Origin of the sequence: Neolewinella lacunae (genome assembly GCF_014349155.1) — a bacterium.
In the GTDB taxonomy this organism is placed as follows: Bacteria; Bacteroidota; Bacteroidia; order Chitinophagales; family Saprospiraceae; genus Neolewinella; species Neolewinella lacunae.
The window spans coordinates 26,704-49,791 of record NZ_JACSIT010000051.1 but is presented as its reverse complement, the minus strand read 5'-3'; the positions used below and the strand labels follow the sequence as shown (position 1 = coordinate 49,791).

Here is a 23,088-nt window from a genome sequence, read left to right as displayed (position 1 = left end):
CTTAAGTGCAAAGGAGTTTCCACCCAGGTCGTGGGAAGATCGGTTTTCATTTTTCATGTTACTCGACTGTGTTATGTCGTTTGTGCTACCCGCTACCTCAAGTCAGCGGACGATTATGACAACGCAAAGTTACGCCCCACCCAAAAATGTTAAAACACTTGCTTGGTTTTTTAGACCACATATTTATGTAGTTCAACCCCGTTTACCCCAAGCTCCCAGGTTCAGGCCCCACAATTCCCCTATCTTACGTACAAAACCTCTGTCAGTGGAAATCGCAATTATCGATGACGATGAACAAATGCGACAAAGCATTGCCCGGCAGGTTCAACTACTACCCAATGCCCGGATGGCCCTGCAAGCCAGTAGCGTTGAAAGTTTTTGGGAACAACTCGAACCCCACACCTGGATCGACCTCCTGTTTCTGGATGTTGACTTGCCCGGGCAGTCTGGCCTGGATGCCTTACCCCAGCTCAAAAAACGCCTTCCTAAAGCCGACATCATCATCCTGACCATCTCCGACGCCGACGATCACCTCTTAAAGGCCCTCCACGGTGGCGCGAGCGGATGGCTCAACAAGGATTTATCCATCGCCAACTTTCAGGAACTCCTCATGGTATACCGCCAAGGCGGAGCACTCCTTTCCCCCCGCATGGCCAAAAAGCTGATTCTTCACTTCACCCCCGCACCCGTAACAAGCCCCCACTGGGAACTATCCCCAAAAGAGATCCAACTCCTGCGCTTGTTCAGCGAAGGTTATTCCTACGCAAAGGCCGCTACCGCCATGGGCTTAACCGTTGACGGCGTACGCTACTATGTCAAAAGCATTTACCAAAAAATGGGGGTCAAATCCAAGTCTGCCGCCGTAAAAACTTTCCTCAACATTTCATCTTCCGGAAAGGAAGACAGCACTGCTCCCTGAGGTTTTTCCGTACGTCAGGAAGCACTAATGCGTCGGTAAAGTGCCCTTTGGGCGATCCTCACAGCCGCTATAGTATCCGTTGGCTAGGTAACCCATTCCCTAACCCGGGCGGAGGCCCCTCCTTCCGCGTCCCCGCTCTGCTTTTCGCATCGGGCGCGGCCGCAGGTGCAAGGTAAAGAACAAACGAGCCATGCCCGGGCCGGATAATCACCCGGCTAAGCACGTCCCCCAGCCTAACGCGAGGTTAAGCCCTTGCAATAATCACCATTAATGGGTCTTCAACGGTTTTTAGAAGGCAGTTTTATAGTTCTGTAGTTCTGTAGTATTGTAGTTCTGTAGTGGACAACACCCTACTACAGAACTATAGAAGTACAGAACTAAAACACTACGACCTAACCGCCTGAGGGTTATCTCCCCCCTCCCCCGCTCCTCCGTTCATACTCCCCCCTTCGGGGGGCCGGGGGGGAGCACCTGCGCCCGCGCCCAGCATGAAATACTGCGAAGCAAAAAACAACAACGCCCCGCCAGCAAGCAGCTAGACGGGGCGTAGGTTTCAGTAGCATTCAAAGGGGAGAATTACCCCATCATATCATTGCTGCGCACGGTACGTACCTCGTTTTCGGCCTCCCGCATGGAAGCTTCCTCCTCGGCGAAGGCCGCTTGGCGGGCCTCCCACTGGTCCTGGGCTTCGCGGGTGGTAACGAACAGGCGATCGTACTTGCGCATACCCGTTCCCGCAGGAATCCGCTTGCCAACGATTACGTTCTCCTTCAGGCCAACGAGGTAATCCTGCTTGGCCGCAATGGCCGCCGTAGAAAGTACCTTGGTGGTCTCCTGGAAGGACGCCGCACTGATCCAGCTCGGCGTACCGAGGCTCGATTTCGTGATGCCCTGCAGGAGGGGGAACGACGTCGCCGCTTGCGCATCCCGGTAGGTAGCAATCTTGCGGTCTTCGCGCTTCAGACGGCTGTTCTCCTCGCGGACCTGGCGCATCGTCACGATCTTACCAGCCCGGAGCACTTCACTGTCGCCCGGATCGGTGATGACTTTCTTGTCGAAGATCCAGTCGTTCTGCGTGAAGAACTCGTAGCGCTCCACCGCCTCACCTTCCAGGAAGGTGGTGTCGCCCTGGTCCATGATCTGCACCCGGCGCATCATCTGCCGGACGATGGCTTCGATGTGCTTGTTGTTGATCGTGATGCCCTGTGAGCGGTACACTTCCTGTACGCCGTTGACCAGGTAGGTCTGCACGGCGAAGGGGCCTTTGATGTCCAGAATGTCCTTCGGAGCAATCGCGCCGTCGGAGAGCGGCATCCCGGCGCGCACAAAGTCTTGGTCCTGGACCAGGATGTGCTTGCTCAGGTTGATCAGATACTTGCGCACCTGCCCGTCTTTGGCTTCCACGATCAACTCGCGGTTGCCGCGCTTGATCTTTTTGCTGAAGGTGACGATACCGTCGATCTCGGATACCACGGCGGGGTTGCTGGGGTTACGGGCTTCGAAAAGCTCCGTTACCCGGGGCAGACCACCGGTGATGTCCGCAATCTTACCACCCTTACGGGGGATTTTCACGATCTTATCACCCGTTTTTACGCCCGCACCGTCTTTGATGCTGATGTAAGCTCCCACGGGAAGGTTGTACTGCCGCAGTTCCTCACCGTCTTTGCTCATGATGGTGATGGTGGGGATTTTGCGCCGGTCGCGGCTCTCAATCACTACCTTTTCCTCAAAGCCCGTCAGTTCGTCCCGCTCGGTACGGAAGGTGATGCCCTCTTCGATATCGGAGAAGCGGGCCACACCGTTGAATTCAGAAACGATCACGGCATTGTAGGGGTCCCACTCAACGATGACGTCGCCTTTCTTGATGTCCTGCCCATCTTTCACGAACAGCAGGCCACCGTAGGGAACGTGCTGCGTGGTGAAGACCTTGCCGGTTTCGGGGTCGACGATCCGGAATTCACCGGAACGGGAGAGGATGATTTCCTGCTCTTCGTCCATGTCGTTCTTGGCCGTTACCGTCCGGATGTCTTCGAATTGAATGCGTCCGTTGAACTTGGAGACGAGTTCGCTTTCCTGGCGGGTCACCGATGCAGTACCCCCAACGTGGAAGGTACGCAGCGTCAGCTGGGTTCCGGGTTCACCGATGGACTGGGCGGCAATGATGCCCACCGCGTCGCCCATCTCCGCCTTGCGGCCGGTGGCCAGGTTCATGCCGTAGCACTTGGCACACACGCCGCGCTCGGTTTCGCAGGTAAGAACGGAGCGGATGGTTACTTCCTCTACGCCCTCTTCTTCGATGTAGGCAGCCGTCTTATGGTCGATGTATTCATCGGCCTTGACGATCACCTCGTCGGTAACGGGGTGCAGAATGTCTTCAAGCGCGTAGCGGCCGGCAATCCGGCTTTCCAGGCTCTCAATGACCTTGTCGTTTTCCTTCAACGCCGAGGTGTCGATGCCCCGCAGGGTGCCACAGTCGTCGGTGACGATAACTACGTCCTGGGCCACGTCCACCAAACGGCGGGTGAGGTAACCGGCGTCGGCCGTCTTAAGGGCCGTATCCGCCAGACCCTTCCGGGCACCGTGCGTAGAGATGAAGTATTCGAGAACCGAAAGTCCGTCTACGAAGTTGGAGAGGATCGGGTTTTCGATTACCGCCGGGCCAGCGTCATTGCTCTTTTTAGGCTTAGCCATCAAACCGCGCAAGCCGCACAACTGCTTGATCTGCTGGGTGGAACCGCGGGCACCGGAGTGCAGCATCATGTACACGGAGTTGAAGCCTTGCTTGTGCTCGGCAAGCTCCTCCATCAGGGTGCTGGTGATCTGGTTATCCGCGTACGTCCACTTGTCGATGATCTGGTTGTAGCGCTCGTTGTTGGTGATGAGACCCATGTTGTAGTTGTCCATCACCTCGTCCACTTCGGCGCGGGCTTTGGCCAGCTGCTCGGCCTTAACGGAGGGCGTGATCAGGTCACCGAGGTTGAACGACAGTCCACCCTTGAAGGCCCACCGGAAGCCCATGTCCTTGATCTTATCCAGGAAGGTGGCCGTTACCGCAAAGTTGGTCCGCTCAATGATGTCCCCGATTACGTTTTTCAGGTTCTTCTTGGTCAGCAGAACGTTTTGGTAAGGTACCGTATCCGGCACGGCACTGTTGAAGATGACCCGCCCGCAGGTGGTATCGGTCAGCTTCAGTACCAGGTTGCCCTTTTCATCCTCTACCGGTACGCGCACCTTAATGGCGGCGTGCAGGTCGAGCTGGCCCTCGTTGTAGGCAATCATTACCTCCTCGGGGCTATAGAACCGCTTTCCTTCGCCCTTTACGGGGCGTTCCGGCGTGCTTTTCCGCTCCTTGGTGATGTAGTAAAGGCCCAGTACCATGTCCTGCGAAGGCAGCGTCACGGGCGTACCGTTCTGCGGGTTGAGCATGTTGTGGCTGGAAAGCATCAACACCTGGGCCTCGAGGATGGCAGCCTGGCTCAGGGGTACGTGCACCGCCATCTGGTCACCGTCGAAGTCGGCGTTGAAGGCCGAACAAACGAGAGGGTGCAGTTGGATGGCCTTACCCTCGATGAGCTTCGGCTGGAAGCTCTGGATGGAAAGACGGTGCAGCGTAGGTGCCCGGTTGAGCAGTACGGGGTGGCCCTTGAGGATGTTCTCCAGGATTTCCCAGATGACGGGCTCTTTGCGGTCCACCAATTTCTTGGCCGATTTCACCGTCTTGACGATGCCGCGCTCGATGAGCTTACGGATGATGAACGGCTTGAACAGCTCGGCCGCCATGCCCTTCGGAATACCACACTCGTGCAGTTTCAGGGTAGGGCCTACTACGATGACCGAACGGCCGGAGTAGTCTACCCGCTTACCCAACAGGTTCTGCCGGAAACGGCCTTGCTTGCCCTTAAGGATATCGGACAGCGACTTGAGCGCACGGCCACCCTCCGCTTTTACGGCGTTGGATTTGCGGCTGTTGTCGAAAAGGCTGTCCACCGCCTCCTGGAGCATCCGCTTTTCGTTGCGGAGGATGACCTCGGGGGCCTTGATCTCCAGCAAACGCTTCAGGCGGTTGTTGCGGATGATGACCCGACGGTAGAGGTCGTTGAGGTCGGAAGAAGCAAAGCGACCACCGTCCAGGGGCACCAGCGGACGCAGTTCCGGCGGAACCACGGGCAGGTACTGGATGATCGTCCATTCCGGCTTGTTGATGATGTGGGCCTGGGCGTCGCGGAAAGCTTCCACCACGCGCAGGCGCTTAAGGGCTTCGCTCTTGCGCTGCTGGCTCGTTTCGGTGCTGGCCTGGTGGCGCAGTTCGTCGGAGAGGATGTCCAGTTGCAGGCCTTCCAGAAGGTCGCGGATGGCTTCCGCACCCATTTTGGCCACGAACTTATCGGGGTGGCCATCTTCGAGCTGCTGGTTTTCGATGGGCAGGGTCTCGAGGATGTCGAGGTACTGCTCTTCGGTCAGCAAGGTCTTGTGCTCAATCTCGTCGCTGGCGCGGATGCCGGCGTTGATCACCACGTAACGCTCGTAGTAAATGATGCTCTCCAGGTTCTTGGAGCTGAAGCCCAGCAGGTAGGCAATCTTGTTGGGGAGGCTCTTGAAGAACCAGATGTGTACCACGGGTACCACCAGGCGGATGTGGCCCATGCGCTCGCGCCGGACTTTCTTCTCCGTCACCTCCACCCCACAGCGGTCACAAACGATCCCCTTGTAGCGGATGCGCTTGTACTTGCCACAGTAACATTCGTAATCTTTAACGGGGCCGAAGATCCGTTCGCAGAAGAGGCCATCCCGCTCCGGCTTGTAGCTGCGGTAATTGATGGTCTCAGGCTTCAACACCTCCCCAAAGCTGCGCTCCAGAATATCGTCTGGGCTGCTCAGGCTGATGGTGATCGCGTCGAAGTCCTGCTTCTGGATGCTGTTAGTCTTCTTGAATGCCATATTTGGTTTTATAGTAAAGCCTTTTGGGGCGCGGCCGCAGGTGCGGTGGAAGGGATGCGAAGCGGGGGAAGGTCAGACCGTTCATTGCTCCTCATCCAGTACCGGGCACCTGCGTCCGCGCCCAAAAAACTGACTTTTAAATAATCGTCCCCTCTCGTTCAAGGGTCCGTTTTTGCCCTGCCCCGGTGGGCAGTAAGGGCTGCCGCCTGGCTAGTCGAACTTCACGTCCAGCGCCAGGCCGCGCAGTTCGTGGACCAGTACGTTGAACGACTCCGGAATGTTGGGTTCCGGGAGGTTGTCGCCCTTGACGATGGCCTCGTAGGCCTTGGCGCGTCCCTGGATGTCGTCCGACTTGATGGTCAGCAACTCCTGCAGGATGTGCGAAGCACCGAAGGCCTCCAGGGCCCACACCTCCATCTCGCCGAAGCGCTGGCCACCGAACTGGGCCTTACCACCGAGCGGCTGCTGGGTAATGAGGCTGTAGGGGCCAATGGAGCGGGCGTGCATCTTGTCGTCCACCATGTGGCTGAGCTTGAGCATGTAGATCACCCCTACCGTAGCTTGCTGGTGGAAGCGGTCGCCCGTTTCCCCGTCGTACAGGTAGGTCTGTCCCAGGCTCGGCAGCTTAGCCTGCTGGATGTACTCCTCGATTTCCGCCTGGCTGGCACCGTCGAAGATCGGCGTGCCAAACTTCATGCCCAGCTTTTCGCCGGCCCAACCAAGAACCGTCTCGAAAATCTGGCCCAGGTTCATCCGCGAGGGTACGCCCAGGGGGTTGAGGATGATGTCAACCGGCGTTCCGTCTTCCAGGAAGGGCATGTCCTCATCGCGCACGATGCGGGAAACGATTCCTTTGTTGCCGTGACGACCGGCCAGTTTATCCCCTACCTTCAGCTTGCGCTTCTTGGCGAGGTATACTTTGGCCAACTTGAGTACGCCGGCGGGGAGTTCATCACCAACGCTGATGTTGAAGGTCTCCCGCTTGTAGCGGCCCACTTCCTCGTTGACCTTGATGCTGTAGTTGTGCAGCAGGCGGGCAATGAGGGCGTTGAGGTCTTCGCTCGTCGTCCAGTTGCTGTAGTCAATCGACGTGTAGTCGAGGTCGCGCAGCAGCGACTGGGTGAACTTCTCTCCCTTGGGGACTACCGACTCGCCGTAGATGGTATTGACACCCTGGCTGGCGCGTCCGCGGACGAGCTGGTCCATTTTGTCGACCAGGCGGGTCTTGAGCTTGTTGAGGTTGATCTTGTGCTCATCCTCCAGCTTCTGGAGTTTGATTTTCTCCGCGTCCTTCTGGGTTTGCTCCTTCTTGGTCTTGGAGAAAAGGTCTTTGCCGATGACTACCCCCTTCAGCGAAGGGTTGGCTTTGAGAGAGGCGTCTTTTACGTCGCCCGCCTTGTCACCGAAGATGGCCCGCAGGAGTTTCTCTTCCGGCGTCGGGTCGCTCTCGCCCTTGGGCGTGATTTTACCGATGAGGATGTCGCCTTCCTTGATCCAGGCTCCTACGCGAATGATGCCGTTCTCGTCGAGGTCTTTGGTAGCTTCTTCGGATACGTTCGGGATGTCGTTGGTCAGTTCTTCTTCGCCCAGCTTCGTATCGCGCACGTCCATTTCGAAGTGTTCGATGTGCAGGGAGGTGAAGATGTCTTCGCGGACTACCCGCTCGCTGAGCACGATGGCATCTTCGAAGTTGTAACCTTTCCAGGGCATGAAGGCCACCTTCATGTTCTGTCCAAGGGCAAGTTCCCCTTTTTCAGTGGCGTAACCGTCGCAGAGAATCTGACCCTTGCGCACTTTCTGCCCCCGGCGTACGATGGGCTTGAGGTTAACGCAGGTACCCTGGTTGGTACGCAGGAACTTGGTCAGGGTATAAGTTACGCGGTCATCTTCGAAGGAAACCAGGCGGTCTTCTTCGGTACGCTCGTAGCGGACGATGATCTCGTTGGCGTCTACGTATTCGATTTCCCCGTCGCCTTCCGCGTTGATGAGCATGCGGCTGTCGCGGGCTACTTTGCCTTCGAGGCCGGTACCCACAATGGGGCTGGCGGGGCGCAGCAGCGGCACGGCCTGCCGTTGCATGTTGGATCCCATCAGGGCCCGGTTGGCGTCGTCGTTCTCCAGGAAGGGAATCATGGACGCCGAAACACCCACGATTTGGTTCGGGGCCACGTCCATAAACTCCAGGTCGCTGGGCTCAAGTACGGGGAAGTCACCGTGGTCCCGTGCCTTGACGCGGTCGCTCAGGAAAGCACCTTGTTCGTTGATGGGCGAGTTGGCCTGGGCAATTTTCTTGAAGTCTTCGCCTTCGGCACTCAGGTAGATGGGGTCTCCGTCCATTACCACTTTGCTGTCGGCAACGGCGCGGTAGGGCGTTTCGAGGAAGCCCATCTTGTTCACCTTCGCGTGGACACAGAGGGTGGAAATCAGACCGATGTTGGGTCCTTCCGGCGTCTCGATCGTACACAGGCGGCCGTAGTGGCTGTAGTGTACGTCGCGCACCTCAAAGCCAGCGCGTTCACGGCTCAGACCGCCGGGTCCGAGGGCGGAAATCCGCCGCTTGTGGGTGATTTCGGAAAGGGGGTTCGTCTGGTCGAGGAACTGGCTCAACTGGCTGGTGCCAAAGAAGCTGTTGATGACGCTGGAGAGGGTCCGGGCGTTGATCAGGTCGATGGGCGTGAAGACCTCGTTGTCGCGTACGTTCATCCGTTCGCGGATCGTACGGGCCATCCGGGCCAGACCTACGCCAAACTGAGCGTAGAGCTGCTCCCCTACCGTGCGGACACGGCGGTTGCTCAGGTGGTCGATGTCATCAATCTCGGCCCGCTGGTTCATCAGCGCAACGAGGTACTTAACGATGGCGATGATGTCTTCCTTGGTCAGTACCAGGATCTCATCATCGGTTCCTGCCTGGAGTTTCCGGTTGATCTTGTAGCGGCCTACTTCCCCGAGGTTGTAGCGCTTGTCACTGAAGAACAACTTATCGATGATGCCCCGGGCAGTCTCTTCGTCCGGTGGATCACTGCCGCGCAACTGGCGGTAGATGTACTGTACCGCCTCGATTTCCGAGCTGGAGGGATCTTTCTGGAGGGTGTTGTAGATGATGCCGAAGTCCATCCCCACATCTTCCTTCTGGAGGATGATGGTTTCAATGCCTTCCGCGCCGATGATTTCCTCGATGTTTTCCTCCGTCAGGATGGTATCGCGCTCAAGGATGATTTCGTTCCGCTCCAGGATGACGAGCTCACCGGTGTCTTCGTCAACGAAGTCTTCCGTCCAGGCCTTGAGGACCCGGGCGGCAAGTTTGCGTCCGACGGCAGCAGTGAGTGCTTCGCGGGTGTTGGGAACTTCGTCGGCCAGGCCAAACAAGTCGAGGATCGACTTATCGCTATCGAAGCCGATGGCGCGCAGCAGCGTAGTAACGGGGAACTTCTTCTTCCGGTCGATGTAGGCGTACATCACCGTGTTGATGTCGGTAGCGAACTCCATCCACGCTCCCTTGAAGGGGATTACGCGTGCGGAGTAGATGGCCGAACCGTTGGGGTGGAAGTTCTGCCCAAAGAATACCCCGGGGCTGCGGTGCAGCTGGGATACGATGACCCGTTCTGCACCGTTGATTACGAAGGTGCCCTTGGGGGTCATGTAGGGGATATTCCCCAGAAACACATCCTGCTCGATGGTTTGGAAGTCGACGTGCTCCTCATCGTTACACGATAGACGCAGTTTCGCCTTCAGCGGAACGCTGTAGGTGAGGCCGCGCTGCATACACTCAGGAATGGTGTAGCGGGGGGGGTCGACGAAGTAGTCGAGAAATTCCAGGTTGAAGATGTTCCGGGTATCGGAGATCGGGAAATTTTCCTGAAACACCCGGTACAGACCCTCGAGCGCCCGGTTTTCGGGCGTAGTTTCGAGCTGGAAAAATTCCTGGAATGACTTTAATTGGATTTCTAGTAGATCGGGAGAATGATCGGTTAACTTAATTTTACCGAAGCTAACCCGTTGTTCTTCAGCATTAAGGATCTGGCCGTTTGACGTCATTAGCAGTTTTCCTTTGTATTATGCTCGAGCACTGACCTTCCGCGGTGGCCAGCTTTCGAGGGATTTAAGGGGGGGGGACCGGGCACATTAGCCCGGGCGGGAATAGGGAGTGCGAATTGATAAGACAACTTTTACTCCCAAAAAGTTTTACCCTGGGGGAAATTCTTGGATGGTACGCGTAGCCCGAAACCCGTAAGTACCGTTCCGAAAGTTGGGCATTCGGAGGCTGGATGCCTGCGGGGCGTTATACGCAAATGGCCTAGCTGGATAAACCATCCGCTAAGCCGTAAAAGGAACCCTTCGTTCCTTTTAGAGAAGAAGTAGCGGGGGCGCAAACCGAATCGGCCTGACGCCCCCTACTATTTCTTGAGCAGTGAGCCGAATTACTTCAGCTCGATGGAAGCACCTACACCCTCGAGGGTTGCCTTCATGCTTTCGGCCTCGCTCTTAGAAGCACCTTCCTTGATGTTGCAAGGGGCGCTGTCTACGAGTTCCTTAGCTTCTTTGAGGCCCAGACCGAGGAGGGTCTTGACTTCTTTGACAACCTTGAGTTTCTCGCCACCGGCGGAGGTCATCACTACGTCGAATTCGGTCTTTTCGGCGGGGGCATCGTCGCCTCCACCGCCAGCAGGACCTGCAGCAACCGCTACCGCGGCGGCAGCAGGCTCAATGCCGTACTCGTCCTTCATGATGGTTACCAACTCAGTTACCTCTTTGATGGTGAGGTTTACGAGGGATTCGGCAATTGCTTTTACGTCTGCCATAATAAAAAAGTATTTAAAAGTGATTTACGAGTAGATCGCGTAATATCAGCTTGGAAGCCAGAGAATTGTGAGTGTTCGATGCTGCGTTGGGCAGCACCGGGAGTAAGGGAAGCCTAGGCGCCGCGTTCTTCGAGCGTCTTGAGCAGGCCAGCCACCTTGCTGCCACCGCTGTTGAGGGCACCGAGCAGGTTTTGCATCGGGCTTTGCAGCAGCGTGACCAGGTCGGAAAGCATTTCTTCGCGCGATTTCAGCTTGGCCAGGTTATCCAGTTGATCGTCGCCTTTGTAGACGGCGCTGGCGATGTAGGCGGCCTTGAGGATGGGGCGCTCACCGTCTTTGCCACGGAACTCTTTGAGGACCTTCGCCGGCGCATTGGCTACCTCAGTGAACAGCAGCGCGGTGGGGCCTTTGAGGGTGTCAAAAACGGCGCTGTAGTTGTTTTCTACGGGCAATTGCTCCAGGGCCTTGCGGGCCAGGGTGTTTTTCACCACCTGCATGGAGATGCCTTTTGCGAAAAGCATTCTCCGGAGTTCGGTCGTGCGCTCCGCGTCCAGCGTAGATGCATCGGCGATGTAGAAGAACTCGTTGTTCTCGAATCGCTCCTTGAGCTGCTCGATTGCCGCTCCTTTATCTGTCTTAGTCATGGTAAGTTAGTTTGAGGGGGGGACGGTTAAACAACGGTTTTGGGGTCCACCTTGATGCCGGGGCTCATGGTTGAAGCTACCGTTACGGATTTGACGTAGGTCCCTTTGGAACTGGAGGGCTTCATGCGTACGAGCGTGGTGAGGAGCTCGTCGGCGTTGTCCTTCAGTTGTTCAGGGGTAAAGCCAACGCGGCCAACGCTGCTGTGGATGATCCCGAATTTATCTACGCGGAAGGCGATCTTGCCGCCTTTAACGTCGGTGATGGCCTGGCCTACGTCCATCGTTACCGTACCCGTTTTAGGGTTAGGCATGAGGCCACGGGGGCCGAGTACGCGACCGAGGCGACCTACTTTCGCCATCGTCTGTGGCATGGCCACAACAACGTCGAAGTCCGTCCAACCGTCGGCTACTTTGTTGACCAGATCGTCCAGCCCGACGTAGTCCGCACCCGCGTCGAGTGCTTCCTTTTCTTTGTCGGCGGTGACGAAGGCGATTACCCGCTTTACCTTACCCGTGCCGTGGGGCAGGGTTACGGTACCCCGGAGGGCTTGGTCGGGTTTGCGGGGGTCAATTCCCAGGCGGACGTGAACGTCAACCGAAGCGTCGAACTTGGCAGTGTTGATCTCTTTAACGAGAGCCATGGCCTCGGAGAGGGTGTACTGCTTCGCGGCGTCGACCTTTTCGGCGGCGGCTTTCCGCGCTTTGCTAAGTTTAGCCATTATGATAAAAATTTGAGGTGAAGCGCACGCCCGGAGGCATGCTCCCTACTGTGAATGATAAAATGCGATTGATGAGTGGAAGCCTGGGTTCCGCACCACTGCTGCGGTACGGAGCAACTGCTGCTTAGGCGTTCCAGGGGGGCGTGCCCGTTACGGTAATGCCCATGGAGCGTGCCGTGCCCGCTACCATTTTCATGGCACTGTCGAGCTGGAAACAGTTCAGGTCCGCCATTTTGTCTTCGGCGATGGCCTGGACTTGCGCCCAAGTGACCTTGGCCACCTTGATCCGGTTAGGCTCTTTAGAACCGCTCTTGACCTTGGCAGCTTCCAGCAATTGGATGGGGGCTGGCGGGGTTTTTACGACGAAGTCAAAAGACTTGTCTTTGTACACTGAAATAATTACGGGCAGGATTTTGCCTTGCTTATCCTGCGTAGCAGCGTTGAAGCGCTTGCAGAATTCCATAATGTTCACGCCCTTAGAGCCCAGTGCAGGACCGACGGGGGGAGCAGGGTTGGCGGCACCGCCTTTGACCTGAAGTTTAATTTTAACGTCTACTTCCTTAGCCATTGTAGCTGATTTGTGTCGTACCGACGAATGAGGGAGGAATCCATCACTCTCCGACTTTTGGATGAATAATTAGGTTAGGATTGCTTTTCGACCTGCATGAAGTTCAGTTCAACTTCCGTACCACGGCCAAAGATTTTTACAATCACTTTCAGTTTTTTCTTTTCTTCGTTGACCTCCTGAATATCTCCGACGAATTCGTTGAATGGGCCATCGATGATTTTTACCGTTTCCCCTTCGATGAACGGCTCAATCATGGTGTCACCCGCTTCAAGACTTTCGTCCACCTTGCCAAGCAGGCGGTTGGCCTCTGCCTCCCGCATGGGGATGGGCTCGCTCTTGCCCAGGAAGTGAATGACATTGGGCAGGCTGGTGATGGCATCCACCAATTCTGCGTTCAGCGCGTAAGGATCGGCCTCGACCAAAATGTACCCGGGAAGGATGTTCCGGTCGGAGATCACCTTCTTACCAGCGCGGATCTTGTAGACCTTCTCGGTGGGCACCACGACCTTCATCACGTGGTCTTCCCACTGATTCCGGGCGATCTCTTTTTCGATGCGCTCCTTGATCTTTTTTTCCTTGCCGCTGATTACCCGCAGCGAGTACCATTTAGTTACTGCCATTACTTCCGTCGATTAAACCAAGTCGTAGATGAAGGTGACGAGGTTGTCCCAAATCACATCCATGAAGAAGATGACGAGGGCAAAAATCGCGGAGCCAGCAAGGACCAGGATGGTGTTGGTCTGCAAGGTTTTATAGCTCGGCCAGGTCACGTTGTGTACCAGTTCGTTGTAGCTTTCCCGCAGATAAAGTCCGAATTTGTCCATGTTATAAAGGTTTGGAAGGGCTCCTTGCGGAGCCTTTCTTTCCGAGAACTTGCACGGGCGGAGAGACTACGTCCTACTGCGTACGGCCGTGAGACCGCTTCGCTAAGTTCGAACTCCCAGCCTCTGGTTTCGCTACGCGGCTGCCTGCGGCGGTTGGAGACCTGGTGCTTGGAGAGTACATCTTTCCGTTCGTGAATAAGGAAGACTGTTTCGTTCAACAGCCTTTTAACTTGCACGGGCGGAGAGACTACGTCCTACTGCGTACGGCCGTGAGACCGCTTCGCTAAGTTCGAACTCCCAGCCCCTGGTTTCGCTACGCGGCTGCCTGCGGCGGTTGGAGACCTGGTGCCTGGAGAGTACATCTTTCCGTTCGTGAATGAGTAAGACCGTTTCGTTCAACAGCCTTTTAACTTGCACGGGCGGAGAGACTCGAACTCCCAGCCCCTGGTTTTGGAGACCAGTGCTCTACCGATTGAGCTACGCCCGTGTGTGATTTTGTTTTTCCAGCCCTGCGTTCAGGGGAGGGAGGAGCCCAGCCCCTGGTTTGCACTGCGTGGCTGCCTTAGCGGCGGTGGAGACCAGTGCTCTACCACCACGAAGTAGCTGCCGTAGGCAAATTGAGCTACGCCCGTGGGTGATTTTGTTTTTCCAGCCCTGCGTTCAGGGGAGCGAGGAGCCCAGCCCCTGGTTTGCACTGCGTGGCTGTCTTAGCGGCGGTGGAGACCAGTGCTCTACCACCACGAAGTAGCTGCCGTAGGCAAATTGAGCTACGCCCGTGGGTGATTTTGTTTTTCCAGCCCTGCGTTCAGGGTGGAGTCCTTCCTAATCGGCCGCAAAAGTACGACTTTCCTAAGAAAATGAAAGTTAAGTGCTCGAAATTGAGCACTTAACTTTCAAGATTATTGACTTGGTAATGATTTGAGCCGAAGCCCAAGACACATCCTAGTCGAGAATTTCAGTAACCTGACCGGCACCTACGGTGCGGCCACCTTCGCGGATAGCGAAACGAAGGCCTTTTTCCATGGCGATCTCAGCGAGGAGCGTAACCGTCAGGGTTACGTTGTCACCTGGCATTACCATTTCTACGCCATCGGGGAGCTTCACGTCCCCGGTTACGTCCGTGGTACGGAAGTAGAACTGGGGGCGGTAGCCGTTGAAGAATGGCGTGTGGCGGCCACCTTCCTCTTTGGAGAGGACGTAAACCTCACACTTGAAGTTGGTGTGGGGCTTTACGGACTTGGGCTTACAGATAACCATTCCGCGCTTGATGGCAGTTTTGTCGATACCGCGGAGGAGGAGACCGGCGTTGTCACCAGCTTCACCACGATCGAGGAGCTTGCGGAACATTTCCACACCGGTGATGGTAGAGGTGAGGACTTTGCCTTTCTCCATCATACCGATGATTTCTACCGGGTCACCTACGTTGATCACACCGCGCTCGATACGGCCGGTAGCAACGGTACCACGGCCCGTGATTGAGAACACGTCCTCAACGGGCATCAGGAAGGGAAGGTCAACCAGGCGCTCGGGCTCGGCGATGTCTTTGTCTACGGCAGCCATCAGATCCTGAACCTGCTTTACTCCCTCGGCGTCGCCTTCGAGTGCTTTGAGGGCAGAACCGATGATTACGCTGGCGTTGTCGCCGTCGTACTCGTAGGTAGAGAGCAAGTCACGAACTTCCATCTCCACGAGCTCGAGCATCTCGGGGTCATCAACAAGGTCAGCCTTGTTCATGAAGACCACGATGTTGGGAACTCCTACCTGGCGGGCGAGAAGGATGTGCTCGCGGGTTTGGGGCATGGGGCCGTCGGTAGCAGCAACCACGAGGATAGCTCCGTCCATCTGGGCAGCACCCGTAACCATGTTCTTTACGTAGTCAGCGTGGCCGGGGCAGTCAACGTGAGCGTAGTGACGATTGGCCGTTTCGTACTCGACGTGGGCCGTGTTGATCGTGATACCGCGCTCTTTCTCCTCAGGAGCAGAGTCGATGCTGTCGTAAGACATGATCTTACCGCCACCGTTAGCGGCAGCAAGAACGGTGGTGATGGCAGCAGTCAGGGTGGTCTTACCGTGGTCGACGTGACCGATGGTACCAATGTTTACGTGCGGCTTGCTTCTGTTAAATTGTTCCTTAGCCATTACTGGTAAGTATTTAGGGGATTAAAAAACTAGTTTGATCAGGGTGCGAACCGCACCCCGGCCGCCCCAGCCCCGGGGAATTCCCCAAAGCTTATCTTGTCAGTTAAGCAGATACTTTGCCGCCCGAAAGCATGCATTGCGCCACCACTAACGTGATGAGCCAACGGTGAGATTTGAACTCACGACCCCTTCCTTACCATGGAAGTGCTCTACCCCTGAGCTACGTCGGCAAACTGTCAAAAAACTAAGGGCCGACATTACGGCCCTTGAAATTAGAGCGGAAGACGAGGCTCGAACCCGCGACCCTCAGCTTGGAAGGCTGATGCTCTACCAACTGAGCTACTTCCGCAAGCGTTTAACCGGCAGAACTCAACACCTGAAGCAAGCAAAAGGTACCACGTTTCCAGGCGGGCCCCATGCTTAGTGTCAAATTCAAATCAACCGTATTAAACAATGGTGGGGGTGGTAGGATTCGAACCTACTCAGCCGAAACAACGGATTTACAGTCCGTCCTACCTCTCCAACTGTAGCGCACCCCCCGGTATTTTTAACTGATCACCCGCAAGACCAGGCCGAAGCCTGACCGCTCTGGAGCCGATAGACGGACTCGAACCGCCGACCAGCTGATTACAAATCAGCTGCTCTACCAACTGAGCTATATCGGCGTTTTGCCGGTGATCAATACCTGTTTTTCAAGTCAACTTTAGGACGTTTTCCAAAAGCGATTGCAAAGGTAAGTTGTTTCTCACAATTCACAAAACACTCCGAATTTATTTTTTAGTTGCAGCTTTTCTTTCTGCCGCATTGGGTGTTTCCGGGCCCTTTTCCACTCCTTTGCCTCCGCCTTCGGGGTGCGCCTGCCGGTAAATGTCCCGCAAACGTTCGATGTTGTTGTGGGTGTAAAGCTGGGTAGCGGCCAGATTGGCGTGCCCCAGCAACTCTTTGACCGCGTTGAGGTCCGCACCACCCTCCAGCAATTGAGTGGCAAAGGAGTGGCGCAGGACGTGGGGGCTCTTCTTTTCCTCCGTGGTAACACCCCCCAGGTAGCTGGTCACCAGGTTGTACACCAGCTTGGGGTACAGGCTCTTCCCCCGGTCGGTCAGCAACAGTTCTGCTACCCCGGCATCGGGGAAAGCCGCAACCCGCAGTGCCCCGTAGGCTTCCAGCAGTTCCGCCAGGCCGGGACCGAAGGGAATCAGGCGCTGCTTATTGCCCTTGCCTACTACGGAAATGCGGCGCTGGTACAAGTCCACGTCCTCCCAGCGCAGGCCAATGAGTTCCGCCCGTCGCACCCCCGTCTGGTAGAGCAAAGCCAGGATAAGGTGGTCGCGGAGCAAACCAAAGTCTTGATTGACCGCCGGGTCGGGGAAAGCCGCAAAAAGACGGCGCAGGTCACCCTCCGCAACGGTAGATGGTAAACGCCGGCCCAGCTTAGGGGTGGGAATGCGCAAGGTGGGGTTCTCCGCCTGGTGGCCCCGCTGGTGGCGGTAGGCGTAAAAGGCTTTGATGGCCGAAAGTTTACGACGGATCGATGCCGGGGCCAATTGCTCCTGCATCAGGCTGGCCAGCCAGGCCTTGAGCATATCGCGACTGACCGCCGCCGCAGCCACCACCCCAAACTCCTGGGCGCAGTAAGCCGCAAACTGGCCCAGATCCGTCCGGTAGGCCGCCAGGGTGTGCGGACTGACCCGCCGTTGGTGCGTAAGGTGAGCTAGGAATTCGTGGAAGTTCACTGGGCAGGCTTTTCTTTGGCTAAGTTACACCTTATATATGGTAAGGGTATCGAAGGTTCCGGGGAGGGATGGGGTTGGGAACCTTCCACTGCTCCTTGTCCGCTCTCCCCCTTTGGGGGTTGGGGGGCACCTGCGACCGCGCCATAGTACCCTCTGGGTGTTACTGAGGGGTCACGCTGGTGATACGCTCCAGGCCTTCCAGCGCCAGTTCATAATCGGGGGCAAAGCGCAGGGCCACCTCGTAGTTTTCCTTGGCCTGGGCCAGTTGCCCGAGTTTTTCGTAGGCGTAGCCGCGGAAAAAGAAGCCGCGAATGTGCAGGGGATCGTTTTTCACCACCAGGTCGAACTCCCGCAGCGCCGCTTCCAGGCTGTCCATCTCCATCAGCAAGAGGCCCGCGTTGAAGTAGCCCGCCACGTACTGCCGATCGGCCAAACTCGCCGAGCGGTAGGTGGCAATAGCCTCCGGCAAACGCTCCGAATCCCGCAGAAAGTCGGCCTTGGCGTGGAGAGCGTACACGTTGGTGGGGTCGATGGCCACGGCCGCGTCAAAGTAATCCCCCGCCCGCGGCAGGCCTTTCGCAAATAAAAGCTGCCCCAAAATGATGAAGGCATCGGCCATATCCGGGTCTATTTCGGTTGCTTCTTCCGCCGATTTGATGGCCCGCGCGGTATCTCCCGTTTCCAGAAAGGTCTGGCTGAGTAAAAGGTAGGCATCGGGGTTGCGGGGGTCGAGGCGGGTGACTTCGTTGAGGGAGCGCAGGGCATCGTCGTACTGCTTCAGGACGAGTTGGGTTTCGGCCAGGCGCAACTGGGTTTCCACCCGGTTGGGGTCGAGGAGCGCGGCCCGCTCAAGCGTGCGCAACGCCAGGCGGCTGCGGTAATAATCGAGGTAAACGTCGCTCAGGTTGTAGTGGTAGTCGATGTTGGTACTGTCCAGCTGGAGGGCACGCTGCATGTCCATTATCGCGGCATCGTAGTTTTCTTTGTCGTACCACATGGTGGCGCGCTGGGCGTAGAGGTCAGCGTTGAGCGAATCGGTCAGGAGAGCCGCCGAGATGCGGTCAATCCCCGGGTCACCGGTGCCCGTTGAAACCTCTGCGGCGGGTTTATCGTTGGAGGTACACCCCAAGTAAGCCAGTGCCAGCAGAAGGAAGGCCAGGGAACGCAGCAGGGTCGGATTCATGCAATTGGGGTATTTTGGCCCGCAAAGGTAGTGCAGCGCGGGCAGCCCCGGGATGGACTGCGCAGGATTACCCCAATTCATTGCCCTCTTACGCGCTTCCCGCATGCCGAAGTCTCCCCTTTTAGAATGCATCGTCAACGTCTCCGAAGGGCGCAACGCCACTACGCTGGCGGCGTTTGCGGCGGCCATTGAGTCGGTTCCCGGGTGTATGCTCCTGCACCAGGACGTAGGTGCGGGGGCCCACCGTACGGTCTTCACCTTCGCCGGCCGTCCGCAGGCCGTGGTTGACGCCGCCCGCTTGGTTTACTCGGTGGCCGCTGAGCGCATCGACATGCGCACCCACCACGGCGAGCATCCCCGCATTGGGGCGGTGGATGTCTGCCCGTTCGTTCCCATCTCCGGCATCAGCCTGCCCGAAGTAGTGGCGCTGACGCAGGTGCTGGGCCAGGAACTGGGAGAAAGTTTGGGCATCCCGGTCTTTCTCTACGCTGCCTCCGCCACCGCTGCCCACCGTGCCAACCTGGCCGATATCCGCCGGGGCGGGTACGAAGGGCTCGCCGAAAAGGTAAAAGATCCGGCGTGGCTGCCCGACTTCGGTCCGCGCTACAACCCCACCTTCGGAGCCACCGTTTTGGGGGCCCGCCCTTTTCTCATCGCGTGGAACATCAACCTCGCGCCCAACGTCCCCCTGGCTACGGCCAAGGCCCTGGCGGCCAAACTGCGCGGCAGCGGCAGCCAGGGCAAACCCGGGCTTTTCCCCGGCCTGCGGGCCATTGGCTGGCACCTGCCCGAGTACGGCCGCTGCCAGATCAGCTGCAACGTGGTGGACGCCGAGAAAACGGACCTCGCCAAAGTCTACCTCACCGCCGTCAGCCTGGCCAAAGAAATGGGAGCCGACGTCACCGGATCCGAATTAATTGGCCTCATCCCCGAGCGCTACCTGCGCCGGGCGGGGAAGGCCTTTAGTTTCAGCGGCGATCGGGAGGAAGAGCTGGACGCAGCCGTGGAAGTCTTGGGGCTGGGAGATCTGACCCCCTTCAACTGGCGGGAGCGGGTACTGGAGGCCCTCCTAGCCAGCCACTAAGTTCCCCGCCTGGCCGTAGTTGCCGTAGCAGTTTTGCCAGTGGCCTCCCAGACGGTGGGCCAGTTCGGAGACCGTATCCAGGGTCGTCCGGCGGTCGTCGTCGCTGACCCACCAGGGGCCGTCGAGTTGGTCCAGGCAGGTAACCACCAGCTGACGGGCCAGGCCAGCCGCGTACTGGGCATCGGCCGATAGGGCGTAACGGAGTTGGTTAAGGTCCAGCAAACTACGGCGTTGCTCGCCCTGCCAGGGGTTATGCACATTGGTTTCGTAGGGCGTCGGGTGCAGTTGTGGTGCCAGATGTTCAAGCGTGAGCGGTCCGTTGCCGTGGCGGGTTTGGTAGGCCCGGGTTACGTAAAACACCTGGGGCTCGGGCAGACCATATTCCCGGATCATTTCCAGGGCGTTTCGGCTGCTCACGTGAGCGCGCGTAACGTGGGGAAAATAGCCGAATTCCTGGTCCAGCAACAAGCCCTGGCTTCCCTCAAAGATCAGCGAGTCGTAGTGGTCAGCGGCGTTTTTAAAGTGGGCGCGGCCGCAGGTGCAATGAATGGCGGTACGGCAATAATCGACGGCCCGGTAAAAATCCTCCAGCTGCTGCTCCAATACCTCCTCTGCGAAGGAAACTCCCAACTGCCGGTAGTAAGCCGCTACGCTGCCCAGCTTTTGCTCCAGCACGAAGTCGTCGAATAAATCCATCACGTGGAGTTTATGCGGCCCTGCGTGGCGGGCAACGGTGGCTCCAAAGCCAAGCCCACAACTGCCGTGGCGTTGGTTAGCCTCCAGCACCCGGTTGTAGAGCAGGTCGTACGGAGTGGTCACCGCCGCCAACCCTGCCACGTACAGCACCGGAGCCAGACCCAGATCGACCAGGGCCCGGTGCTCATTGGCAACGCCTACGGGATGAAAAGTACAGTAGCTGCTCCAGAAAGTCGCCGCCCCCGCCAGCGTTCCTGCTCCGAAGTTGCTGAATACGTGCGACCTGCCGGCACCGTCAACCACCGTGTGGCCCGCCTGGTGCCCCCCGCTGAAACGAACCACGAGGGGCCGTTGCGCCTGGCGGCAGAGCCAGTCGGTAACTACGCCTTTTCCTTCGTCTCCGAAGCCCAGGCCAAGAACGATGCTGCTTTTCATTGGAAAGGAAGTAAGGGACTCCCGGACGAGAGGTCCGGGGCCGGTAAAAAAAGGGAGGTAGGGGATTATTTCTGGACCAGCGGGCTATACCGGAGGATCCCCCGTTATTTGGCACGGCCAGGATGCTTAGGCCAGCAGGGCGTCTCCAACTGACCTTTGTAAACCGGGGGCTTGCTTGCTGATCACCGTTTCGGCGGGGCTGCCGGTGAGAATGGCAACCACCATCGCTACCAGCAAACCGAGCTGCCGGTAGTCGGCCAGGGTAATGAAACGCTTGCCCAGCAGCGGCTGCCAGTAATTGGTGACCCTGGGGTTGCTTTGCTCATTGTTCTTCCCGACGTGAACGTGGAAGACGTGGTAGCGTTGTTGGGCCTCGGCCAGCAACTGCTGGTCGGTAAGCGTCTGTGCCCCGGAGTAGCCGAAGAGTTGGGCCTGCAACTGCCCTTCAAAAGTGGTGTGGCTGGTGTCGTCCCCCACGGTGAAGAGAAATCCTTTCTGCTGCCGCTTTTCCCAGCAGTCGATGCTGGTATGCCGGGCGGCGGCGTGCCAGGCCAGGAGGTAGCTTTCGGGAGCGTCTCCTCCCCCACCCTCCAGGAAAAGACGGCTCAGGCCGTCGTTGACCAGCTGGGTGCTCGACTCGAATTGGCCAAACTGAAGTGGCGCTTTGTCGCAGCGGTGGTCGCCCACGGCAGAGAACATCAACTGGGGGTCCTGGACGCCGTGGTCGGTAAGCGTATCCATGAGCGCCCCAAGTTGGTTGGCCACCAGATCGTGGGGAATGTGGCCCATGGAACCCGTTACGTCGAGAAAGACCGCGATGGCCAGGCTGTTGGGGTGCTCCACGGAGTCCCGGCTCTCGCGCATACCTACGCGGAAGGGATCCAGCTTGGGGTCAATGCGGCGGTGCTTGTTGGCGGTGAAGATGTCGTCGCGGCTCTTTCCTGCGTAGCTGGAGCGGAAGGAACTGTACTCAGCGGAAGACCATTTTCCGTAACCCATAACGAATGAATTTAGTTAGTTTTATTATTAAGCTATCTTGAGAATGTAAATTTAGTCCTTCTTTACTTAAAAAACAAACTAAGTACTGAATTTTAACAAAAAAACCTGTAGCAAATCAGGGAAGAAGAGGTGGGCATGGGCAGAAAAGGATGGTGGATTGGCTTTTTGTCCATCCCCGCTTTTGGTTTTTTCCTTGCACCTGCGGTCGCGCCCGCACAAATCTCTCTTGGGGCTGGGGAGGAAACGAACAAAGCCGCGCCAGAACAGGGTCTGGGCGCGGCTTTGCCGTTGCCAAAAAGGCGTAGGGGGCTTAGCGGACGAGAACGCGGGCGGTCTCGCGGGCCTGGCCGTCGGAAGCAACCAGCTGGTAGAGGCCAGCGGGGAGGGCGGGCAGTTCGGTATTGAGGCTGCCGTTGCTCTGCTGCTGCCACTGGGCGACCTGGCGGCCGCTGGCGTCGTAGAGGTTCAGGGTCGTTGCGCCTTTGGCCCAGCCACCGTTGAGGCGGATGGTGATCCGGCCGTTGGAAGCGGTGGGGTTGGGGAAGACGGAAACGCTGGTCTCGGCGGCTTGCTCGAGTTCGGCCACCACGATGGAACTGTACTCAAAGCTACCGCTGAAGTCTACTTGCTTGAGGCGGTAGTAGTTCATACCTTCGGCGGGGTTGTTGTCGACGAAAGCGTAGTTGTTGGCCCGGTCGGTCGTTTCGTTGCCAAGTACCTTGCCGACGTAGGTAAAACCTTCGGCGGGGTTGGCAGAGCGCTCAACTTCAAAGTGGCTGTTGTCCGTTTCCTGACTGGTAGCCCAGCTCAGCGCTACCGTGCGGTCGACGGTGTTGGCGTTGAAGTTTTGGAGGGTTACGGGGAGGGAGGCGGTCAGGAAGTTGAAGTTGTCCGCTGTAGCGCCAGTGCCGTCGGGGCCGTTGATTTCTCCGTTGTCGTTCACGGCGATGAAAACAGAATTACCTGCTAGGAGGTAGTTCCCAGAACTAGCGTCAAATAGTTGAACGGTCAGCTCTGGCGCTTCCACAAAGGTTGGACAGTTGTTGCTTCCAGCCTGGGCGCGCAATGTCAGAGTGGCCCCCACTACTTGAATACCGTTGCGGAAGAAATTTTTGACATTACCCCGGCCAACCAGATCGCCGTTGCCATTAAAAACACCTATCCAGTCTCCTGATGCAGAAGCATCTACACCGTCTACCTGTGCGGTCACTGCAAAGGGGACGCCTTCTGCGCCTATGGGATCGGGGGCAACGCACCCCGCCGGGAATGTAAATTGAGTGGGTTGAGCGACTAGGGGACCCGTAGCAAGCACGGCAACGATAAGCGTAAGATTGTAAAGATACTTTAGCATTTGGGGGAAGATTAAGGGTGGGGGAAAAGAGCCCTTGGAGACTCCCCTCCCCCACTG

At 57.4% G+C, this 23,088-nt stretch carries 16 protein-coding genes and 5 tRNA genes; 2 read left to right on the top strand and 19 right to left on the bottom strand.

The features are described from left to right. Positions 1-265 precede the first annotated feature (265 nt). Positions 266-919: a response regulator gene (locus H9S92_RS03160; RefSeq protein WP_187465270.1), complete on the top strand. Its 654-nt coding sequence runs from the start codon at positions 266-268 to the stop codon at positions 917-919. Between the two features lie 576 nt (positions 920-1,495). Here H9S92_RS03160 and rpoC read toward each other — a convergent pair. The 16 genes from rpoC to H9S92_RS03080 form a co-directional block, all read right to left on the bottom strand. Next, positions 1,496-5,857: a DNA-directed RNA polymerase subunit beta' gene (gene rpoC, locus H9S92_RS03155; RefSeq protein WP_187465269.1), complete on the bottom strand. Its 4,362-nt coding sequence runs from the start codon at positions 5,855-5,857 to the stop codon at positions 1,496-1,498. A gap of 210 nt (positions 5,858-6,067) precedes the next feature. Continuing rightward, positions 6,068-9,892: a DNA-directed RNA polymerase subunit beta gene (rpoB, locus tag H9S92_RS03150; RefSeq protein WP_187465268.1), complete on the bottom strand. Its 3,825-nt coding sequence runs from the start codon at positions 9,890-9,892 to the stop codon at positions 6,068-6,070. A gap of 383 nt (positions 9,893-10,275) precedes the next feature. Then, positions 10,276-10,656 (bottom strand): 50S ribosomal protein L7/L12, encoded by a 381-nt coding sequence (gene rplL / locus H9S92_RS03145; RefSeq protein WP_187465267.1) that lies wholly within the window; start codon positions 10,654-10,656, stop codon positions 10,276-10,278. A gap of 113 nt (positions 10,657-10,769) precedes the next feature. Further along, entirely contained in the window at positions 10,770-11,300 is a 531-nt protein-coding gene (gene rplJ / locus H9S92_RS03140) for a 50S ribosomal protein L10 (RefSeq protein WP_187465266.1), read from the bottom strand. Positions 11,301-11,326: 26 nt separating this feature from the next. After that, entirely contained in the window at positions 11,327-12,019 is a 693-nt protein-coding gene (gene rplA, locus H9S92_RS03135) for a 50S ribosomal protein L1 (RefSeq protein WP_187465265.1), read from the bottom strand. Between the two features lie 124 nt (positions 12,020-12,143). Beyond that, on the bottom strand, positions 12,144-12,587 hold the full coding sequence (rplK, locus tag H9S92_RS03130) for a 50S ribosomal protein L11 (RefSeq protein ID WP_187465264.1): 444 nt from the start codon (positions 12,585-12,587) through the stop codon (positions 12,144-12,146). A 74-nt stretch (positions 12,588-12,661) separates the two neighbouring features. Then, the gene (gene nusG, locus H9S92_RS03125) at positions 12,662-13,207 is read right to left on the bottom strand and encodes a transcription termination/antitermination protein NusG (RefSeq protein WP_187465263.1); all 546 of its coding nucleotides are present in this window, start codon (positions 13,205-13,207) and stop codon (positions 12,662-12,664) included. Between the two features lie 12 nt (positions 13,208-13,219). Further along, the gene (secE, locus tag H9S92_RS03120; RefSeq protein WP_187465262.1) at positions 13,220-13,411 is read right to left on the bottom strand and encodes a preprotein translocase subunit SecE; all 192 of its coding nucleotides are present in this window, start codon (positions 13,409-13,411) and stop codon (positions 13,220-13,222) included. 414 nt (positions 13,412-13,825) lie between these two features. Then, positions 13,826-13,898 (bottom strand) — tRNA-Trp (locus H9S92_RS03115). A gap of 455 nt (positions 13,899-14,353) precedes the next feature. Continuing rightward, positions 14,354-15,550, bottom strand: a complete 1,197-nt coding sequence (gene tuf / locus H9S92_RS03110; RefSeq protein WP_187465261.1) for an elongation factor Tu — start codon at positions 15,548-15,550, stop codon at positions 14,354-14,356. Between the two features lie 158 nt (positions 15,551-15,708). Next, positions 15,709-15,780: transfer RNA gene (locus tag H9S92_RS03105), tRNA-Thr, on the bottom strand. Between the two features lie 46 nt (positions 15,781-15,826). After that, positions 15,827-15,899: transfer RNA gene (locus tag H9S92_RS03100), tRNA-Gly, on the bottom strand. A gap of 105 nt (positions 15,900-16,004) precedes the next feature. Continuing rightward, positions 16,005-16,089, bottom strand: a tRNA-Tyr gene (locus tag H9S92_RS03095). 50 nt (positions 16,090-16,139) lie between these two features. Further along, positions 16,140-16,215: transfer RNA gene (locus H9S92_RS03090), tRNA-Thr, on the bottom strand. A 105-nt stretch (positions 16,216-16,320) separates the two neighbouring features. Further along, the gene (locus H9S92_RS22610) at positions 16,321-17,283 is read right to left on the bottom strand and encodes a tyrosine-type recombinase/integrase (protein ID WP_187465260.1); all 963 of its coding nucleotides are present in this window, start codon (positions 17,281-17,283) and stop codon (positions 16,321-16,323) included. A gap of 160 nt (positions 17,284-17,443) precedes the next feature. Then, on the bottom strand, positions 17,444-18,466 hold the full coding sequence (locus H9S92_RS03080) for a tetratricopeptide repeat protein (protein WP_187465259.1): 1,023 nt from the start codon (positions 18,464-18,466) through the stop codon (positions 17,444-17,446). Positions 18,467-18,569: 103 nt separating this feature from the next. Between H9S92_RS03080 and ftcD the strand changes: the two genes are divergently transcribed. After that, positions 18,570-19,550, top strand: a complete 981-nt coding sequence (ftcD, locus tag H9S92_RS03075) for a glutamate formimidoyltransferase (protein WP_187465258.1) — start codon at positions 18,570-18,572, stop codon at positions 19,548-19,550. Here ftcD and H9S92_RS03070 read toward each other — a convergent pair. From H9S92_RS03070 to H9S92_RS22605, 3 genes are all read right to left on the bottom strand, one after another. Continuing rightward, a complete protein-coding gene (locus H9S92_RS03070) occupies positions 19,536-20,681 on the bottom strand; it encodes an adenylosuccinate synthetase (RefSeq protein ID WP_187465257.1) in 1,146 nt (381 codons plus the stop codon). The genes ftcD and H9S92_RS03070 overlap by 15 nt on opposite strands. 126 nt (positions 20,682-20,807) lie before the next feature. Next, on the bottom strand, positions 20,808-21,680 hold the full coding sequence (locus H9S92_RS03065; RefSeq protein WP_187465256.1) for a hypothetical protein: 873 nt from the start codon (positions 21,678-21,680) through the stop codon (positions 20,808-20,810). A 310-nt stretch (positions 21,681-21,990) separates the two neighbouring features. Next, a complete protein-coding gene (locus H9S92_RS22605) occupies positions 21,991-22,890 on the bottom strand; it encodes a T9SS type A sorting domain-containing protein (protein ID WP_222935951.1) in 900 nt (299 codons plus the stop codon). Between the last annotated feature and the right edge of the window lie 198 nt (positions 22,891-23,088).

Bases quoted from the DNA above. Each gene is read 5' to 3' on its own strand.
- rpoC (WP_187465269.1), bottom strand. From the start codon at position 5,857: ATGGCATTCAAGAAGACTAACAGCATCCAGAAGCAGGACTTCGACGCG.
- rpoB (WP_187465268.1), bottom strand. From the start codon at position 9,892: ATGACGTCAAACGGCCAGATCCTTAATGCTGAAGAACAACGGGTTAGC.
- rplL (WP_187465267.1), bottom strand. From the start codon at position 10,656: ATGGCAGACGTAAAAGCAATTGCCGAATCCCTCGTAAACCTCACCATC.
- rplJ (WP_187465266.1), bottom strand. From the start codon at position 11,300: ATGACTAAGACAGATAAAGGAGCGGCAATCGAGCAGCTCAAGGAGCGA.
- rplA (WP_187465265.1), bottom strand. From the start codon at position 12,019: ATGGCTAAACTTAGCAAAGCGCGGAAAGCCGCCGCCGAAAAGGTCGAC.
- rplK (WP_187465264.1), bottom strand. From the start codon at position 12,587: ATGGCTAAGGAAGTAGACGTTAAAATTAAACTTCAGGTCAAAGGCGGT.
- nusG (WP_187465263.1), bottom strand. From the start codon at position 13,207: ATGGCAGTAACTAAATGGTACTCGCTGCGGGTAATCAGCGGCAAGGAA.
- secE (WP_187465262.1), bottom strand. From the start codon at position 13,411: ATGGACAAATTCGGACTTTATCTGCGGGAAAGCTACAACGAACTGGTA.
- tuf (WP_187465261.1), bottom strand. From the start codon at position 15,550: ATGGCTAAGGAACAATTTAACAGAAGCAAGCCGCACGTAAACATTGGT.
- H9S92_RS03080 (WP_187465259.1), bottom strand. From the start codon at position 18,466: ATGAATCCGACCCTGCTGCGTTCCCTGGCCTTCCTTCTGCTGGCACTG.
- ftcD (WP_187465258.1), top strand. From the start codon at position 18,570: ATGCCGAAGTCTCCCCTTTTAGAATGCATCGTCAACGTCTCCGAAGGG.
- H9S92_RS03070 (WP_187465257.1), bottom strand. From the start codon at position 20,681: ATGAAAAGCAGCATCGTTCTTGGCCTGGGCTTCGGAGACGAAGGAAAA.
- H9S92_RS03065 (WP_187465256.1), bottom strand. From the start codon at position 21,680: ATGGGTTACGGAAAATGGTCTTCCGCTGAGTACAGTTCCTTCCGCTCC.